Source organism: Vibrio sp. HS-50-1, from assembly GCF_024747315.1.
GTDB classification, from domain to species: Bacteria; Pseudomonadota; Gammaproteobacteria; order Enterobacterales; family Vibrionaceae; genus Vibrio; species Vibrio diabolicus.
This window is the reverse complement of sequence record NZ_JAMPZF010000024.1, coordinates 413,760-430,839: the sequence shown is the minus strand read 5'-3', so window position 1 is coordinate 430,839 and position 17,080 is coordinate 413,760. Positions and strand designations below refer to the sequence as shown.

Sequence of the window (17,080 nt, the reverse complement as noted above, 5' to 3'; positions counted from 1 at the left end):
TCTTTCAAGCATAACACCTTACAGTGTATGGATTTTATGTTTGGAGCGAGTTCACAAAGGTGATAAATTAGCGAGATCATTTTCGCTTGTTAGCTCTGAAAGAGTAAGATCAAATGAAACAAGCAAGATCCAATGAACATTTCATATTATGAATGCTTTTATAAGATTATCGCTGAGCCTTATTGGAATTAGCCTACTGACCGCTTGTGGTGATGAAATTGACCACAATGACATTCGCAAAGCTGGCTTTGTGTTTTGCGGACAAGGTAAGCCAACCACGTTTAACCCTCAGCTTATTGATAGCGGTATTACCGCAGAGGCACTGAGCCCGCAGTTGTACGATACGCTGCTCACGCTCGATCCTAAATCACATCAGCCAGTAGCAAATATCGCTGAGAGTTGGTCTGTGAATGAGTCAGGAACGGAATACACGTTTAAGCTTAAACGTAATGTTCAATTCCAAACCACGTCCTGGTTCACTCCCACTCGCCCATTGAATGCAAAGGATGTGGTATTTAGCTTCAAGCGAATCATTGATGTAGACCATCCTTTTCACCAAGTAGGTGGTGGTTTTTATCCATGGTTTGCAGGGTTAGATTTTCAAAACCTGCTGCAAGACGTGACTGCGATTGACGAGCATACGGTAAGGTTTACCTTATCTCAGCCAAATTTTTCCTTCTTGGCAAATATTGCCACCAGCCATGCTGTCATATTGTCTGCGGAGTACGGACAGCAACTGGCAGCAAAAGATCATAAAGAAGAAATCGACCAACTTCCTATCGGTACCGGCCCATATCAACTAAAAGAGTACCAAGTGAACGACTTGATTCGTTTGGAACGTCACTCTAACTACTGGAAGTCACCCGCGAAAATGGAACAAGTGGTGTTCGATATCTCTCATCGAGGCACTGGTACCTTGGCGAAACTTTTAAGAAACGAGTGCGATGTGCTCTCTTCGCCTATTTCGAGCCAAATACCCGTTATTCAAGAAAATGACAATCTTGAGCTAACTGCTACGCCAGCCAACAACGTATCCTTTATTGCGATCAACACTGAAACGACGGCACTGAGTGATGCTCGCGTCCGCCAAGCACTTAACTTAGCGATTAACCGTCAGAATATTTTAGATTCGGTTTACTACGGAACTGGCTCGCAAGCTTATACATTGCTACCGCCTAATTCATGGGCCTATCAAAAGGACAGCGTAAAAATTCGTTATGACCGTAACTATGCATTAGCACTACTCCGTGATGCTGGCTATGAAGACGGTCTAGAGCTGACCATGTGGGTACCACTTGAACCACGCGCCTTTAACCCAAGTCCTCGCAAGACCGCGGAGCTAATCCAAGCGAATTTTGCCGATATTGGGGTTGAGTTAACGTTGCTAACCGATGATAGATTCGAACGTGTGGATTTAGAGAACATCAACGACATCGATTTACTTTTAACTGGCTGGATTGGCGATACCGGGGACCCTGACAACTTTTTCCGCCCGTTATTATCTTGTGAGTCTGATCGCGTTGGCCTCAACGTATCGATGTGGTGTAACGATGATTTCGATTTCTTGCTCGATTTGGCATTGGAAACCCAAGAACCGCGTTACCGTCTGAACCTATATCGCCAAGCGCAGAACATTTTAAATCAAGAATTCCCGGTAATTCCTCTGGCACATGGTGTGCAATTCCGTGTTCACGACAAATCACTGACAGGCTTCAAATCAAGCCCTTTCAATGCCCAACCGTTTGATAGAGTTGAGAGAATTCACTGATGTTTTGGTATACCGTTCGACGCTTTAACCTATTTTTCATCACTTTGATGATCCTCACGTTAGTGGGCTTTTCTCTGCTGCGCCTTGACCCTCTCTCGCACTGGGCAAACGTTGATTTTTGGTCTGGTTGGCAAACTTACTTAATCAACCTTTCTCAGCTTGATTTTGGCATAAGTAAAAACGGCAACGCGATTTATGACGAGCTCGCCGTCGTATTCCCTGCCACTTTGGAACTGTGCTTTTTTGCCTTTTTGGTGTCCCTTTTGATCGGCATTCCACTTGGAACCGTGGCTGGGATGAAGCAAGGTAAATGGCTCGACACCAGCATTTCATTCATGTCGATGTCTGGTTATTCCGCCCCAATTTTTTGGGTGGCTTTGTTACTTATCATGGTTTTTTCATTGGAATACCAACTCTTTCCCGTGGCAGGACGATATGACCTGCTTTACGAAATTGATCATGTAACCGGATTTGCCATTATCGACGCATTCATGGCGAAAGGTGAATACCGCGCTCACGCACTGCAAAGCGTCATTGAGCATATGGTGCTGCCATGTTTGGTGCTTGCTTTGGCTCCAACCACGCAGGTTGTCGGACTAATGCGTTCTTCGGTGGCGGAAGTGATGAGCCAAAACTACATTCGTGCAGCGAGAATCAAAGGTCTCTCTAACCGCGAGATCGTAACTCAACATGTCTTGCGTAATGCGATACCGCCTATCATCCCCAAAGTCGGTGTTCAGCTTTCCAGTATGATTACCTTGGCTATCATCACTGAATCTATTTTTAACTGGCCAGGTATTGGTCGTTGGTTGTTAGATGCATTGGCAAACCAAGATTATGCATCAATCCAAGCTGGCGTGATGGTACTTGCGACTTTGGTTCTCACCGCTAATATTCTCTCTGATTTGATTGGCGCGATGATTAACCCTCTAGTTCGAAAGGAATGGTATGCTAACAAATAACGTTTATCAGGAAGAACGCATTCCAACTCAGTTTGAGCGATTTTGGCGAAGTTACCGCGCCAACGGGCTAGCCATGTTTGGCCTATGGTGCTTGGTATTTATCGTCCTAATTACCATTTTTGCGCCACTGCTTGCGCCGTTTGATGCCCAAGCACAGTCAGGCGAATTGCTTGTGCCGCCATCATGGGCCCCAGCTGGAACGGTTGATTACTTTTTGGGAACCGATGACTTAGGCCGAGACATTTTGTCACGCTTGATCATGGGCTCTCAACTTACATTTGGTGCAGCCGTTGCCATCACTGCGATTGCCGCGGTCGTAGGTTGTTTGATTGGCGTATTAGCAGGTATGACGAAAGGCTTACTCTCAAGTACTCTCAATCACTTGCTCGATACTGTAATGTCGATTCCCTCGTTGTTATTAGCGATCATTTTTGTGGCATTTCTAGGTTTTGGTGGGTTCAACATTTTACTCGCGATCTGCTTGGCATTGATTCCGCGTTTTATTCGTTCTGTTTATATCGCAGTCCACACCGAAGTTGAAAAAGACTACATCATGGCAGCACGTCTTGATGGCGCGAACGATTTCTACTTGTTGTGGAGTTCAATTCTTCCCAACATATTGACGGTTATTGCTGCTGAAATCACGCTCGCGCTCTCTGCTGCGATTTTAGATATTACTGCGCTGGGTTTTCTTGGCTTAGGCGCACAAGCACCAAGTACTGAGTGGGGAGCAATATTAGGTGACTCTGTCGAGTTGATTTATATTGCACCTTGGACCGTAACCCTACCCGGCCTAACCATCATGTTTACCGTTATTACCCTAAACTTAGTAGGTGAAGGTGTACGTCAAGCGCTTAATGCGGGGATCGAATAATGCCGTTGTTAGATATTCGACATTTGACTATTGAGATTGAAACCCCTCAAGGGTTGGTCAAAGCCGTGGACCGAATGAGCCTAACTTTGAATGAAGGCGAAATTCGTGGTCTTGTAGGTGAGTCTGGTTCAGGGAAAAGCTTGGTTGCAAAAGCGATTGTTGGGGTAAGTAAAGATAACTGGCGCATTACCGCGGACCGTATGCGCCTTGGCAATATTGACTTGCTTCAGCTTACGCCAAAAGAGCGTCGGCGCGTCATTGCTCGTGATATTGCGATGATTTTCCAAGAGCCTTCAACTTGTCTTGACCCTTCAGAAGAAGTGGGACGTCAATTGATCGAGTCCATTCCATCTCGTGCGTTTGAAGGGAAATGGTGGGAGCGATTTAAATGGCGTAAAAAACAGGCCATCGCGCTTTTGCACAAAGTGGGGATTAAAGACCATAAACGCTTAATGGGTAGCTATCCTTATGAACTGACCGATGGTGAGTGTCAAAAAGTCATGATTGCCATGGCGATTGCGACCAAACCTAAATTGCTGATCGCAGATGAACCAACCAACGACTTAGACCCGATTACCCAGTCGCAAATATTGCGTTTATTGAGCCGTATGAACCAGCTCAATAACACGACCATTCTGCTTATCGGTCACGACTTAGCGACCATCACACAATGGGCGGGCCGCATTACGGTAATGTATTGTGGTCAGTCGGTAGAGTCTGCCGATACCAGTAAAATCATTGCGGCACCCAAGCACCCGTATACAGATGCCTTGCTTAAAGCGATGCCAGACTTTAATGATTGGGTACCACACAAGCAAAAACTCCAATCCCTACCGGGCTCGATTCCGCCATTGCAGCATCTTCCAATCGGTTGTCGACTCGGTCCACGTTGTCCGTATGCGCAGAAACAATGTGTTGAAATTCCACACACCAGACGAATTAAGAATCATAAATTTAACTGCCACTTTCCATTGAACACGGAGAAAAAGTCATGAGTGCGTTACTTGAAGTCGATAATTTATCGAAGCAGTTTGTTACGCGCTCCCGACTATTCAAACGTCAGGTTAATGAGGCTGTCAAACCGGTGAGCTTTACGTTAGAGCCGGGGCAGACTATCGGTTTTATTGGCCAAAACGGTTCAGGAAAATCCACTCTTGCTCGCATGCTTGCAGGCGTTGTAGAGCCAAGCTCCGGAGAGATCCGTGTGAATGGCGAACGTTTGGAGCACAAAGATTACGCGACACGCTGCAAGCTCATTCGCATGATTTTCCAAGATCCAAACACATCGCTCAACCCGCGTATCCAGATTGGCCGCATTTTGGAAGGCCCATTAAAGCGAAACACCAACATGCCGCCAGATGCACGCATGCAGCGTGTGAAGAACACCCTACTCCGCGTCGGATTGTTGCCTGAACACGCCTATTTTTATCCACAAATGCTAGCGGCAGGTCAAAAACAGCGCGTGTGTTTAGCTCGTGCGCTTATTCTTCAACCTTCCATCATTGTCGCTGACGAGGCGTTAAACGGTTTGGATATGGCAATGCGCTCACAGATCATTAACTTATTCCTCGAGTTACAAGAAGAGATGGGATTGTCATTTGTGTATGTATCTCAACACATTGGCATTGTTAAGCACATTACTGACAAAGTGATGGTGATGCATGAAGGTGAAGTGGTCGAGTTTGGCGAAACTAACCAGGTACTGACTCATCCCGAGCATCCGATTACTCAACGACTAGTCGAAAGCCACTTTTATAAAGCGCCAAGCCATCAAACAAAATAGCCTATCAAAGATGTCATCGTTCAAATGTAAAGAAGCCTGCGTTAAAGCAGGCTTCTTTATTAAATGGACACGAATCGAAAAATTAGCGGCGGCTCGCTTGTTTGCGCAGTTCGAAATCAAACTCGTCAGGAAACAATACGACCCCTTCTTCATTTTGATTTGGGAATACAACAACAGATAATTCGTCATCTTCCAGACCAGATGTCCAACGACTGTGCCACTTGTTTAGAGAGATCGCTTCTGGCTCGCAATCTTCCCAATCACCATTCGCCCATTGCAAAGCAAACTCTTCGTTTGGCCATACTGGTACACAATCATCATCTTCTGTATTTAACATGACACAGCCATGTTCATCTTTCAGAATCCAAACTTTACGATTCGCCACAATCTCTTTTACGCAGTACTTTAAACGTTGCTCTTCGTTGTAACGATTGATGGTATCCATCTGCTCTTGGGTCAGTTGCTCAGACATATTCGTCTCCTATTTCCCATAGAAAAATGCCCGCAGCTAGGCGGGCATTTAAAGTATATGCTAGAAAATTACGCTAGCTCAGTTTGAAGCCAAGGCCAACCTTGCTTCTTACGGCTTAGCGTGTTTTCCATCATTAACATGCCGTCTTTTTCGTGCTTAACAAGCTTCTCAGCCCACTCACCTTTGTATAGAAGACGAGTTTGAGCAGTCGTGATGTCTGTTAGCATTACAGCAGCAAATGCAAGATTATCTTTTTCGCAACGCGCTTCTAGATCCGCTTCTAGTGCTTCGATCATACCGTCAACTTGCTCTAGTGTTGCAAGCTCAACCTGACCTACTACTACGTCACGACCGTTGAATGGGTAACCTTTAAGGTCTTTCTCAACAAGCTCAGCCGCAGATAGACCTTCGATGTTTGTCTTAGCAATTAGAAGATCTTTAGTGAATGCGTCAACATCTTGTACGTCTGCGATTACCGCTAGCTCAGCAACGGCATCTTTGTCTTTTTGTGTACAAGTTGGAGAAGCGAAGCCTACTGTGTCAGATAGAATTGCTGACATCATTAGCTTAGCGATTTGTGGAGTAATCGCGTGACCTTCAATCTTGAACATGTTGAATAGAACAGTGTTGGTACAACCAACAGGCCAGATCCATGCTTCCATTGGGTTTACTGTCATCACGTCACCTAGGCGGTGGTGGTCAACAATACCCGCAATTTCAGCTTCTGCGATATCGTCTGGTGCTTGTGCTAGATCTGAGTAATCTACTAGCCAAACGGTCTCACCCGCAACTGATGTGCGAAGCTCAGGAACTTCAGCGCCAGCAACTTCTAGGATGTGCTGAGTTTCACGGTTGATTTCGCCTTGGCGAATTGGCATAGCTTCAACGCCACGCGCTTTTAGAAGTTCAGTTGCAACGAGTGCACTACAAATACTGTCACTGTCTGGGTTCTTATGACCTACAACTAGAATCATGTTTCTTCCTATTCAAGTCAATTTTATACGCCGCCTAATACAGTTAATTAGGGCGTGTTTGCTCACAAAGGCCGATACTTTACCTGATTTCAGAGAGTTTGACACGAAGAAAAGTTCACAATGCTATTGCGAATAAATCTCATTTACATATAATGATAATTATTCCTATTTGCATTTGAGTAAACGATGAACGCGACCCAATTTTTACACTCTGCACAACAGTTGTTTCAGCCTACTCAGTTTCGTTTAGCTTATAAGCGATTGCTGATCCCTATCGTCATGCTCATTTTGCTAGGCAATGAAAATACACGTGACGTTGCCGTACAGACGCTATCCGACTCATTCTGGGCGGTGTCATGCTATGTTGCCGCCACCTTGGCAATTTATCATTATCTTTCAAACTTTATGTCGAAAACCAATCGAATCACCGAGCTATACCACCGCTCGCGTAATCATCAGGTTTTCTTTGCTTCTTTATTGGGCGCTTTGCCTGGCTGTGGTGGCGCTATTGTTGTGACAACGCAATTTATTAGTGGTCGAGTAGGATTTGGTGCGATTGTCGCGGTACTTACTTCAACAATGGGTGACGCTGCCTTTTTACTTCTTGCCGCCAAACCAAGTGTTGGATTAGGCGTGGTTGGATTAGGCATAATCGTGGGTACTCTTTCAGGGCTGGTCGTTAATGCTTTTCATGCTGATAACTTTCTGCGCCCAGAGCCAAAAGAAGCACCTCAGACACATGCTTGTTGCCAACACCAGACAGACCGACACACGCCACTTGAACAACGTGCAATCAATCTGCAAGGCGCGTTTTGGAAATGGCTTATTGTACCTGCCAGCGTCGTTGCTGTGTTAATGTCTTTCCAAATCGATATTAATCAGCTGTTGTCTTTGCAGGCCAATACCATTGAATGGCTGGGCGCTATCTTCGCGGTGATCACGATGTCGTTGTGGGCAATGACAAAAGAGCTCGGCGATTATCAGTCAACGGTCTCTGAAGATGAAAAAATTGTGGACTCGCACCCAATTCAAAAAGCAGCTCAAGATACAAACTTCGTCAGTGCTTGGGTGATCGTGGCATTTCTGGCGTTTGAACTGACGACCTATTTTTCTGGAATCGACCTCGTAGAAACCTTTTCTCATTGGGGGATATGGATGCCATTAGCTGGCTTAGCCATTGGTATGCTACCTGGTTGCGGTCCGCAAATTTTAGTCACCAGCCTGTACATCTCTGGTGCAGCGCCACTTTCGGCGCAGCTGGCAAATGCGATTTCCAATGATGGTGACGCCCTATTCCCCGCCATTGCTATGGCACCGAAAGCCGCTTTGGTCGCGACTATTTATTCGTCCATTCCTGCGTTTATTGTTGGATACGGGTATTACTTTTTATTCGAGTTCTAACGCTCAGGACGTCAAAATAAGAAAGGAGCCACAGTAGGCCCCTTTCTTGTTTTTATAATCGAACGATTTGCTGCACGTTATGCCGTGACGATCGCTTTCGCATTTAACCCTTTATCAACGCTCACCATTAATAACTGACAAGGTTCTTGGTTTAGCTTTTCTCCTGTCCAGTAATCATACCAATCCATCGGTTGATCAGACGTCAGCGTAAATTCCATCGCCCCGTAGCTGGTATAGTTAAACAAGCAGTGAAGGTCATTCTTCGTCGTTAGTTTTAAAAACGCATGATTTAAACTCAAAGCCGTGAACTTTGCTGACTCTTGGTTACGTTGTTGACGTAGCATGAGCTTAGCCAATGTCTTCTTTGCAAATGGCGTAATCTCAGGGAGCGGATCGCCAGACAGCAGCAAACCACCACACGCCAATAACACCGTGCGATGAAATTCATACTCTTCTCTGGATGCGGCTTGATTAGCTAATGACGTGAATGTCGCGCAATCCGGATCAATTTGCCACAGTTTTCGATGCTGCCAACTACGGTAAAAGGTTTCTTTGGCTATCTGCTCGAAACGATGACTATGGCGTTCTACGTCATCAGAAACACGCATTGCATCCACAAGCCCTAAAGATGGCCACATTGGCGCGTTGCAACCTAAAAGCCACGCATCACCAGCGCCTTTAGCAATCGCTTCCATTCCTAAGCGATACGCCTCAACGCCTGTAATACCAGATTGTTTACGCACACCTTTCAAGGTGCCCCAATAGTTCGCGTCTAGCTTGAACAATTCAACGCCCCATTCTTGTCTCATGACAGAGACCACATTCGTCAGATGGTCTTGCACTTCTGGGTTTGAGGTATCGAGTATGTACCAAGGCGTGCAGCGCCAACCACCGTATGTGACATCTTCTGCTTTAAGTAAGCTTCCATCTTTGTGACGAACAAACCACTCTGGGTGTTGTTTGAAGATCTCCGACTCAGGTTGAACAATAAAGGGTGCCATCCAAATTGCCGGCTTTTTGCCTTTTGCACGGATACTATGAATGAGCTCTTTCACACCACCAGAAAACTTATCCGATGGGATTAACCAATCGCCCATAAAGGCTTGATAGCCATCATCCAGAAGTACCCACTCTAGGTCTTCGAGCTTATCTTGCATGCAATCAACGTTCTGCATGATGTTTTGCTCTGTCACGTCTGCGTAGTAGGCATACCACGAACACCAACCGACAGGCGCATCTTGTGTTACGCCTTGGCGAACAGGATGATGCTCTGCAATCATCTCTCCATAGATTTGATAAAGCTCAGACAGAGATTGGCCGCAGAGTACCGCCACGGATTCAAGTTGATTACTTTCCCAATCCGCCACTTGAGTAAACTCACCATCAATCGCGGCAGATAAAACCCAGTGTCCATCACGCAGTACAACATCAAAATAGCCCGCAAAGCGATGACATGATGTGAAGCCAAACAAGGTATAGCCAGCCGAGCCTTCCACCACTAAATAGTTGTAGTAACGTTTAGGGGCATCTTTGGGATAGATTCGATAAGAAGGGTTGTTGTCTGGACAGCGACCAATATCAACGGGATGGCTAACCGTTCCCGCTGTTTGCGCCAGCATTTGGAAGCCATCGCCAATCACGTTGGCCTCGTGCTCGTACAAAAACGACATCTCGAACAACACTTCACGGTCGGTAAACGTTTTATTGTGAAGCCCAGCAAAAGAAAAATGTAATTGATTACCCTCAACTTCAACTTGGAAGTCGTTGTTATTCACAGTGATCTCAATGTGATTTGCCAATTGAATGCTCTGAGCCATAAAGAGTCTACTCACTTAATTATTATTGTTTAGCTTGGTTCATTATCCCCTGCTTGTCCCACCCAATTCGTTATCAACGTCACGAATCCTACTGTCGTTTAGCGTCACAAATTTATTATTGAGATAACGCTCACTGAAATTTTGGTTAAAAAAAATACCAGCCCGAAGGCTGGTATTTCGATTGATGTGAATTGCATTAATTAAGCAACTTCGATTGGGCCACCGAATGAAGTCACTGGCGGTACTTTGCCAGTGAACTTCTCGAAGTCTACGATACATGTGTTCGCAGAAGTCGCCTGCGCAAGTTCAGAAGAGCCAATGTCTTGCGTTAGCGTGTTAGGGTCACCGTAAGTACAGATTGCGCCCTCTTTCTCGTTTAGAGGACCGTACCATGCACCTTCTTCGATACGAATAACGCCACGTGGGTAGCTGTCAGTAAGAACAGCACCAGCTAATAGCTGACCACGACCGTTGAATACGCGCACTAAGTCACCGTCTTTGATGCCTTTCGCTTTCGCATCCGCTGGGTTGATGTAAACAGGCTCACGACCTTGCACCGCGTAAGTTGCACGGAACTCTTCAGATTCACACATTTGAGAGTGCAGACGCTTGTCTGGGTGACAAGACTGCAACCAGAATGGGTATTTATCTGAACCAGGGCCACCGTGTGAACGCTCTGATTTTTCGAACCACATTGGGTGTTCTTGACAGTGTTCGTAGCCGTAACGGCCGATCTTACGAGACGTGATCTCGATGAAACCAGATGGCGTACCTAGTGGGTTAAGCTCAGGGTCTTTACGGAAGTCCGCATGACGAACCCAAGGTTTACCTTCACCGAAGTCTAGTACGCTCTTCTCCCAGAACTCGTTGAATTCTGGCATTTCAAACTTACCTTCGTTCGCTTTCTTACAATCGTTGTATAGGCTTTCGATCCATTCCATCTCGCTCATACCACGAGTGTATTCTTCGCGGCGACCAAAACGCTGAGTTAGTTCACTCATGATTTGGAAGTCAGGCTTAGATTGGAACAATGGATCGACGAGACGATGCATTGCAATCAGACCTTTGTTCGAGTATGAACCGTATACGTCGATGTCGTTACGTTCCCATTGCGTACACGCAGGTAGAACGATATCCGAGAAACGACATGTTGCAGTCCAAGCAAACTCGATCGTTACAACCGTTTGAAGTTTGCGGAACGCTTTCTTCATGCGGTTACGATCTTGATGGTGGTGCCATGGGTTACAACCCGAGATCACCATCATCTTGAAGTCTGGCAGTTTCACTTTACCGCCGTTGTAGTTGATCTCTTTGCCTGGCTCAAGCAGACAGTCGATCCAACGTGCAACTGGGATAGTACGGCTGTAACCGTTAAAGTCGTTGTTGTCCCACTTCGGCTTCATACCTTGGTCAAGGTTACGAGGGAAACCACCAGGGCCCGCGAAACCAGTTGAAGGTACACCGATACTTGAGTAGTGGTGACCGTAAGAGATACCACCGCCAGGTAAACCGATTTGACCAACCATTGCAGCAACCACAGCCGCTGCCCAGTATGGCTGCTCACCGTGCTCTTGACGCTGGATACACCAACCCATCAGGATCTGTGTACGACCACTTACTAGCATACGCGCGAATTCGCGAATCTTGTCCGCTTTCACGCCACAGATAGCCGCAGCCCACTCTGGTGTTTTCTCTACTTTATCTTTTGTCTTACCTTGAACGTATTGAATAAACTCTTCAAAGCCTAGACAGTAAGTATCAATGAACTTCTTATCGTACAAGTCTTCGTTGTACAGCACGTGCGCCACAGCAAGCATGAACGCTACGTCTGTTAGCGGGTTGATGTACAAGTGATCGTTCTCTAAGTAGCGCTGAGTCTTGTTCTTCACTGGATCTACAGATAGAACGTTGATCTCACCTTTCGCTACTTTTTCTTTTAGTTGTGCTAGGTACTTGAACGACTCATGCGTTTCACAGTTCCAACCTACTTGAAGGTTTTTCACTGGGTCGTTAGCCCAAAGAACGATGTTGTCAGAGTTCTCTAGGATTTCAGACCAAGACGTACCTTGTGCGTAAACTTCGGTTGAACCAAGTACGTAAGGCATGATGGTTTGACCTGCACCCGTCGAGTAGTCACCTACTTTCGTGATGAAGTTGCCGTGCATACCCACTGCACGTTGCATGTGCGCGGTACAGTTGTTGAACGAACCTGTTTGGTTCCAACCCGTTTGACCTGCGTGTAGCGCCCATGGACCGTAGTCTTTTTGAATACGTTCTAGTTCGCGGTAGAACAAATCTAGCGCTTCATCCCAAGTCACGCGGATGAAACGGTTGTTACCGCGAGTATCCGCGCTGTATTTATGTTTCTTCAACCAATCTAGACGAACCATTGGGTAACGAACACGTGAAGGGCTGTAGATAATACCCTTGATGCCGTTTAGCATTTCTGTTGGGTTTTTGTCTAGCTCTAGCGGTTTGATCTCTTGAACTTTACCCGCGTAGATGTGGGCGCGGAACGCGCCCCAGTGAGAACCAGTTACTTTCCAAGTACCTGTCGTCTCAACAGCATTGGCAGAGGCTGACGCCAATAAGCTAGGACCAATAACTGACGCTGCACTTGTGGTTGCTACACCTTTAAGAAAACTTCTTCGTGTAATAGCCATTTAAATTACTCCAATCCGACGCTTATTAGTGGTGACCTTCAGCATAATCTGAAGAGTGTTTCTGTAGATACTTCAAGATCAGGGCTTCACTGTCTGTATCTAGGTTAACGAACGCCAACATACCGTCGAACATACCTGGCCAGGTGTTCGCGTCGAAGTGCGCTTCCGCAGGTTGAGTGTGACATACAGAACAATTGGTCTTGTACGCTTCACGAGATTTTTCCCAAACAGGATTGATGTCGTTCAGCATAGACTCTTTCTTAATCCATACTTTCGCCGCGACTTTTTCCCATGGAAGACCCGTTAGCTCATCCACTTTTTTCTCACCAGTCGTCACAATGTTGCTATCTGTCGCTGCTTCTTTCATCAGAGACGCAGTCGCAATGTTCTTACCGAAGTCTTCTTGAATTACGCGACCAAAACCTTTCGCTTTACGCCAGCCATCGATTTCGATTTCAACAAACTCGCCTTTGTCTTCAAGAACTTTAACGGTCGATGCTGGGTTAAGAAGACCGGCTTCTTTAGTGCCTTGTGCATCAAAGTAAATAGGTAGGTGACGAACACTCACTAGTTGCTGACCTACAGAGTAATCTGTATTTGAAGTCATACCTTCTAGGTCACCCACGATACCGCCGATGCTGTCCATACCTGCTGGCAGGTTATGCGCGATACCTTTATGACAGTCAACACAGCTTTGATCTTTCTCTGCTGCTTGCTTCATTTGGATACGAGCGGTTGGAGACATTTGCTCGAAATCCATCGATTCATAGTTGTGACAGTTCTTACACTCTAAAGATTTGTTTGCCGAGAAACGATCCCATTCGTGTTTCGCAAGTTCGATACGACGCTCTTCGAACACACCCGGTTCATCGTAGTTGCCAAATACCTGCGCAAATACCTCTTTAGATGCCTGCATTTTACGAGCAATTTTGTCTGTCCAGTTATGAGGAACGTGACAGTCAGGGCAAGTAGCACGAACACCTGAATGGTTTTTCCAGTGAACCGTTTCTTGCAGCTCAACGTACACGTTGTCACGCATTGTGTGACAACTAATACAGAATTCTTCTGTGTTGGTTGCTTCTAGAGCGGTGTTAAAGCCACCCCAAAAGATAACACCAGCAATGAAGCCGCCCATAGTCAGCACACCTAGGCTGATATGTACAGCTGGGCGCGTCATGGTACGCCACAGTTTAATGATTAATGATTTCATTATTTGCTCTCTTAAAATCTTTTCAAAAGTGTGGTTATGAGCTCACAGGCTTACATGCCGTGCGCGCCTGGAGGTCCAAAGAAGAACACTTGCAACATCCAAACGATGAACCCGTAACCGCCGACAAAAGCCACACTCAGAATTGGGAAGAGAACAACTGCAATGAAGAGGAACGACTTCCACTCCAGGGAGCGTTTTTCACCACTCTCAATTTTATTAACATCACTCATACATTTGCCTATTTTGTATCTAGTGTTATTGAAAAGCCCGCGTAACCAAGCTTAAGTTTTTTACAATCTCTAATGGAAAATGTTAGACCATACTAATAGTAAGGTTCAATCAAATAAGAGCTCTCAGGCCTTGTAATTCAACACTTTTTTGAGCTCATCCAGAGATGTGATTGATTGATGTTATTTATTAAAAAACATGAACAGATGTGACAAAATAAGTCTTTTAACTAATTGTTAAAACAACAACATTTAATAAACATAAGTTACATTTGGATAGTAATTAACGGGTCATAAATTGGCTTAAAAACCCGTCAAAAGATAATCAATTGTAAATAAAATGATGCAAAATAATGACGAGAATAGCGCTAAAGGTTTACGTTGAGAACATCAAAAAATGCACATTGATGTTCATATAAAGGAGGGGCTTAGTTACAATTATTCGCGGATTTTCGAGGAGCGATTATGGATAGCGTGGTGGATATAAGTTGGGCCAAACTGGCATTGTTTGGTCTGATTTTGTTGGTTCCCTTCTTTATTAATGCCCGCTACAAATTAGGCATTGCGAAAGACACGATAATCAGTGTTATTCGTATGACACTTCAGCTCATATTGATTGGCGTGTATTTAGAATATCTTTTTCAATTAAACAGCTTACTTGTCAATATACTTTGGCTTGCCATCATGTTACTGATTGGTGCAAGCTCAATTGCAGGAAAAGCTCGCCTGCCTAAAAAGCCACTCATGCTTCCTCTTCTTACAGGCTTGACCTGTGGCCTAATTCCACTTCTTATAGCGATTACCGCAGGCCTAGTGCAGCCATCCCCTATTTACAACGCCCAGTACATGATCCCACTTGCGGGCATGCTATTGGGTAACAGCTTAAGTAGTAACATCATCGCACTGCAGAATTTATTTACGGCTTTTGAACAGAGACAATCAGAATATGAGGCTGCTATCTCACTTGGTGCCTCTCCTCGTTATGCATCATTCCCCTTCATTCAAGAGGCCCTTAGAAAGTCACTTGCTCCAACTTTAGCCTCTATGGCCACTACAGGGCTGGTTACCTTGCCAGGCATGATGACTGGTCAAATTCTAGGTGGCGCAAGCCCGATGGTTGCGATTAAATATCAGTTGGTGATTATGCTGGCTATTTTCGTCATGTTGAGTACCTCCGTCGCTATTACGCTGGAGATGACACTGAGCTGGGTACAAACGAAAGAAGGCCGGATAAAAATAAAAATCCAACAACCAGAACCTACCAAAACTCATAGATAGTTTAAGCGTGTGAACAAAGCCAGTGAAAGGGCTTGTATTATCAAGTCAAACGCACTTTTAACTGAATAATTCATCCATTTTTTAAACATTCATCAAGACGCTTTCTGGAGAAAAGTCAGACAGAATTCTCTCGAGTATAAGCCTCTAATTTTATGAAATTTTCTTTGCAAGTTTAGATACGCACGGCCTTTGAGACAGGTTATCCACAGAAAATGTGGATAAACACCCTAAACCCATACGCAACCAGAAACATAACAGCATAAGTGATCAATCTAATCGTCATGCTTTGATCACTTGCCTGACATATTCTAATTTTAGAGTAAAGATAGTGACCACAAACTTGGAGAGACGTACATGGATGTCTTAATGATCAAAGAAAATTACGATGAACTCCTATCCGATGCACCTCTGGACTGGCTCGTTCAAGAACCAAAGGAAGTGACTTCTCATTGGCTCCCAACCGATTTTGGCATCAATGAAGAACTGATTTAACTCACTCGATTTGTGTGAAACTTATCGACATGAATAAAAGAAAGACGAACCATTTGGCTCGCCTTTCTTTTATTCTTTTAGATTTATCGTAAATGCTTGTCTTCATCACGTAGATAAATCATCCAATACCACATACCAACGAATACACCGCCACCAATGATGTTCCCTATCGTTACAGGGATAAGGTTATTTACGATGAACCCCATCATGTTTAAGTCCGCATAGTTTGCAATTTCCGCCCCTGTCATTTGCCAAAATGCTTCCGGTGCAAAATATTTGATTCCAATCGCCATGGGTACTTGGAACATGTTCGCAATACAGTGCTCGAAACCTGCCGACACGAACATAGCTACTGGCAGAATCATGACCGCTATTTTGTCAGTTAATGTACGTCCACTAAACGTCATCCAAACAGCAATACACACCAGCACGTTACACATGATGCCAAGCGCAACAGCAGCAAAGAAACCATGGTGCAATTTGTGTTGAGAGATCGCCATCGCGTTGAGGCCAACTTGGCCGTGATCAAACATATACTGCTTGGTGACCAACATGCATGCTACCAACAAAAGAGCACCAACCATGTTGCCGAAATAAACCACAAACCAGTTTTTGATGAGCGCTTGCCACGAGATCTTTCCACTCGCTCGCGCTACCAATGTTAATACTGAGCTAGTGAAAAGCTCACCACCTGTAACGACAACAAGAATCAAACCAAGGCTGAAGGCTAGGCCACCGATTAGCCTGGTAATACCCCATGGAAGGTCGCCTGCACCGGTTGTCACCGTGGTGTAAAAGATGAACGCAATACCAATATGAAGTCCGGCAGAAATTGCCAATAAAAAAGATTTGATCGGTGCTTTAGTTGCTTTACCTACCCCCACTTCAGCCGCGCGTTCCGCAGCCTGAGGCGGTAATAGTGAGTCAAACTGATTGAAGTTCATTGTGGTGTAACATTTAGAAACAATTAAAGAGGCGCGGATAATCGCTCCATTTCCCTACTTTTTCAAGCGCTATTTGACATGTTTACTAAAAATGTTGTTATCGAGAGATCAACCGATAAAGGTCAACTATCATTCGCAATCGTAACTATCATTGATACTTAACAAGTATTCTGCCTTTCGAACAAAGATCCTGCGTTATATCAGCCTGATAGCGC

General features: G+C 45.1%; 15 protein-coding genes. 8 read left to right on the top strand and 7 right to left on the bottom strand.

Annotated elements, in window-relative coordinates:
• The first annotated feature begins 148 nt into the window (after positions 1-148).
• Genes sapA through NDJ01_RS11605 form a run of 5 tightly spaced genes read left to right on the top strand, consistent with a single transcriptional unit; the run spans position 149 to position 5,387 of the window.
• Complete coding sequence (gene sapA / locus NDJ01_RS11625; protein ID WP_005393298.1) at positions 149-1,768, top strand: ABC transporter substrate-binding protein SapA; 1,620 nt, start codon at positions 149-151, stop codon at positions 1,766-1,768.
• A complete protein-coding gene (locus NDJ01_RS11620; protein WP_046874787.1) occupies positions 1,768-2,730 on the top strand; it encodes an ABC transporter permease subunit in 963 nt (320 codons plus the stop codon). Before sapA ends, NDJ01_RS11620 begins: the two co-directional genes overlap by 1 nt.
• Complete coding sequence (locus tag NDJ01_RS11615; RefSeq protein WP_005378123.1) at positions 2,717-3,604, top strand: ABC transporter permease subunit; 888 nt, start codon at positions 2,717-2,719, stop codon at positions 3,602-3,604. The genes NDJ01_RS11620 and NDJ01_RS11615 overlap by 14 nt, the downstream gene beginning before the upstream one ends.
• Entirely contained in the window at positions 3,604-4,599 is a 996-nt protein-coding gene (locus NDJ01_RS11610) for an oligopeptide/dipeptide ABC transporter ATP-binding protein (RefSeq protein ID WP_005378126.1), read from the top strand. Before NDJ01_RS11615 ends, NDJ01_RS11610 begins: the two co-directional genes overlap by 1 nt.
• On the top strand, positions 4,596-5,387 hold the full coding sequence (locus NDJ01_RS11605; RefSeq protein WP_005393308.1) for an ATP-binding cassette domain-containing protein: 792 nt from the start codon (positions 4,596-4,598) through the stop codon (positions 5,385-5,387). The genes NDJ01_RS11610 and NDJ01_RS11605 overlap by 4 nt, the downstream gene beginning before the upstream one ends.
• 82 nt (positions 5,388-5,469) lie before the next feature.
• Here the strand turns inward: NDJ01_RS11605 and NDJ01_RS11600 are convergent, their stop codons facing one another.
• Positions 5,470-5,859: a DUF2750 domain-containing protein gene (locus tag NDJ01_RS11600; protein WP_012841946.1), complete on the bottom strand. Its 390-nt coding sequence runs from the start codon at positions 5,857-5,859 to the stop codon at positions 5,470-5,472.
• A 68-nt stretch (positions 5,860-5,927) separates the two neighbouring features.
• On the bottom strand, positions 5,928-6,833 hold the full coding sequence (locus NDJ01_RS11595; RefSeq protein WP_005393312.1) for a manganese-dependent inorganic pyrophosphatase: 906 nt from the start codon (positions 6,831-6,833) through the stop codon (positions 5,928-5,930).
• A gap of 186 nt (positions 6,834-7,019) precedes the next feature.
• On the opposite strand from NDJ01_RS11595, the gene NDJ01_RS11590 reads away from it, so the two are divergent.
• Complete coding sequence (locus tag NDJ01_RS11590; protein WP_258586726.1) at positions 7,020-8,234, top strand: putative manganese transporter; 1,215 nt, start codon at positions 7,020-7,022, stop codon at positions 8,232-8,234.
• A 77-nt stretch (positions 8,235-8,311) separates the two neighbouring features.
• On the opposite strand, the gene NDJ01_RS11585 is transcribed toward NDJ01_RS11590, so the two are convergent.
• The 4 genes from NDJ01_RS11585 to torE form a co-directional block, all read right to left on the bottom strand.
• Positions 8,312-10,051 (bottom strand): glycoside hydrolase family 36 protein, encoded by a 1,740-nt coding sequence (locus NDJ01_RS11585; protein WP_258586725.1) that lies wholly within the window; start codon positions 10,049-10,051, stop codon positions 8,312-8,314.
• A gap of 200 nt (positions 10,052-10,251) precedes the next feature.
• Entirely contained in the window at positions 10,252-12,714 is a 2,463-nt protein-coding gene (gene torA / locus NDJ01_RS11580) for a trimethylamine-N-oxide reductase TorA (RefSeq protein WP_041156583.1), read from the bottom strand.
• A 25-nt stretch (positions 12,715-12,739) separates the two neighbouring features.
• A complete protein-coding gene (gene torC, locus NDJ01_RS11575) occupies positions 12,740-13,924 on the bottom strand; it encodes a pentaheme c-type cytochrome TorC (protein ID WP_006742852.1) in 1,185 nt (394 codons plus the stop codon).
• A gap of 50 nt (positions 13,925-13,974) precedes the next feature.
• Entirely contained in the window at positions 13,975-14,154 is a 180-nt protein-coding gene (gene torE, locus NDJ01_RS11570) for a trimethylamine N-oxide reductase system protein TorE (protein ID WP_005378141.1), read from the bottom strand.
• 462 nt (positions 14,155-14,616) lie between these two features.
• Here torE and NDJ01_RS11565 point away from each other — a divergent pair, with 462 nt between their 5' ends.
• Both NDJ01_RS11565 and NDJ01_RS11560 read left to right on the top strand, forming a co-directional pair.
• The gene (locus tag NDJ01_RS11565) at positions 14,617-15,429 is read left to right on the top strand and encodes an ABC transporter permease (protein ID WP_048626226.1); all 813 of its coding nucleotides are present in this window, start codon (positions 14,617-14,619) and stop codon (positions 15,427-15,429) included.
• A 366-nt stretch (positions 15,430-15,795) separates the two neighbouring features.
• The gene (locus NDJ01_RS11560; protein ID WP_254903806.1) at positions 15,796-15,921 is read left to right on the top strand and encodes a hypothetical protein; all 126 of its coding nucleotides are present in this window, start codon (positions 15,796-15,798) and stop codon (positions 15,919-15,921) included.
• A gap of 83 nt (positions 15,922-16,004) precedes the next feature.
• Here the strand turns inward: NDJ01_RS11560 and focA are convergent, their stop codons facing one another.
• On the bottom strand, positions 16,005-16,865 hold the full coding sequence (gene focA / locus NDJ01_RS11555) for a formate transporter FocA (RefSeq protein WP_104971510.1): 861 nt from the start codon (positions 16,863-16,865) through the stop codon (positions 16,005-16,007).
• Between the last annotated feature and the right edge of the window lie 215 nt (positions 16,866-17,080).

What these genes read in the sequence shown, in the direction of transcription:
- NDJ01_RS11605 (WP_005393308.1), top strand. Translation starts at nt 4,596, where the DNA reads ATGAGTGCGTTACTTGAAGTCGATAATTTATCGAAGCAGTTTGTTACG.
- NDJ01_RS11615 (WP_005378123.1), top strand. Translation starts at nt 2,717, where the DNA reads ATGCTAACAAATAACGTTTATCAGGAAGAACGCATTCCAACTCAGTTT.
- torC (WP_006742852.1), bottom strand. Translation starts at nt 13,924, where the DNA reads ATGAAATCATTAATCATTAAACTGTGGCGTACCATGACGCGCCCAGCT.
- focA (WP_104971510.1), bottom strand. Translation starts at nt 16,865, where the DNA reads ATGAACTTCAATCAGTTTGACTCACTATTACCGCCTCAGGCTGCGGAA.
- torE (WP_005378141.1), bottom strand. Translation starts at nt 14,154, where the DNA reads ATGAGTGATGTTAATAAAATTGAGAGTGGTGAAAAACGCTCCCTGGAG.
- torA (WP_041156583.1), bottom strand. Translation starts at nt 12,714, where the DNA reads ATGGCTATTACACGAAGAAGTTTTCTTAAAGGTGTAGCAACCACAAGT.
- NDJ01_RS11565 (WP_048626226.1), top strand. Translation starts at nt 14,617, where the DNA reads ATGGATAGCGTGGTGGATATAAGTTGGGCCAAACTGGCATTGTTTGGT.
- NDJ01_RS11590 (WP_258586726.1), top strand. Translation starts at nt 7,020, where the DNA reads ATGAACGCGACCCAATTTTTACACTCTGCACAACAGTTGTTTCAGCCT.
- NDJ01_RS11620 (WP_046874787.1), top strand. Translation starts at nt 1,768, where the DNA reads ATGTTTTGGTATACCGTTCGACGCTTTAACCTATTTTTCATCACTTTG.
- NDJ01_RS11610 (WP_005378126.1), top strand. Translation starts at nt 3,604, where the DNA reads ATGCCGTTGTTAGATATTCGACATTTGACTATTGAGATTGAAACCCCT.
- NDJ01_RS11600 (WP_012841946.1), bottom strand. Translation starts at nt 5,859, where the DNA reads ATGTCTGAGCAACTGACCCAAGAGCAGATGGATACCATCAATCGTTAC.
- NDJ01_RS11585 (WP_258586725.1), bottom strand. Translation starts at nt 10,051, where the DNA reads ATGGCTCAGAGCATTCAATTGGCAAATCACATTGAGATCACTGTGAAT.
- NDJ01_RS11560 (WP_254903806.1), top strand. Translation starts at nt 15,796, where the DNA reads ATGATCAAAGAAAATTACGATGAACTCCTATCCGATGCACCTCTGGAC.
- sapA (WP_005393298.1), top strand. Translation starts at nt 149, where the DNA reads ATGAATGCTTTTATAAGATTATCGCTGAGCCTTATTGGAATTAGCCTA.
- NDJ01_RS11595 (WP_005393312.1), bottom strand. Translation starts at nt 6,833, where the DNA reads ATGATTCTAGTTGTAGGTCATAAGAACCCAGACAGTGACAGTATTTGT.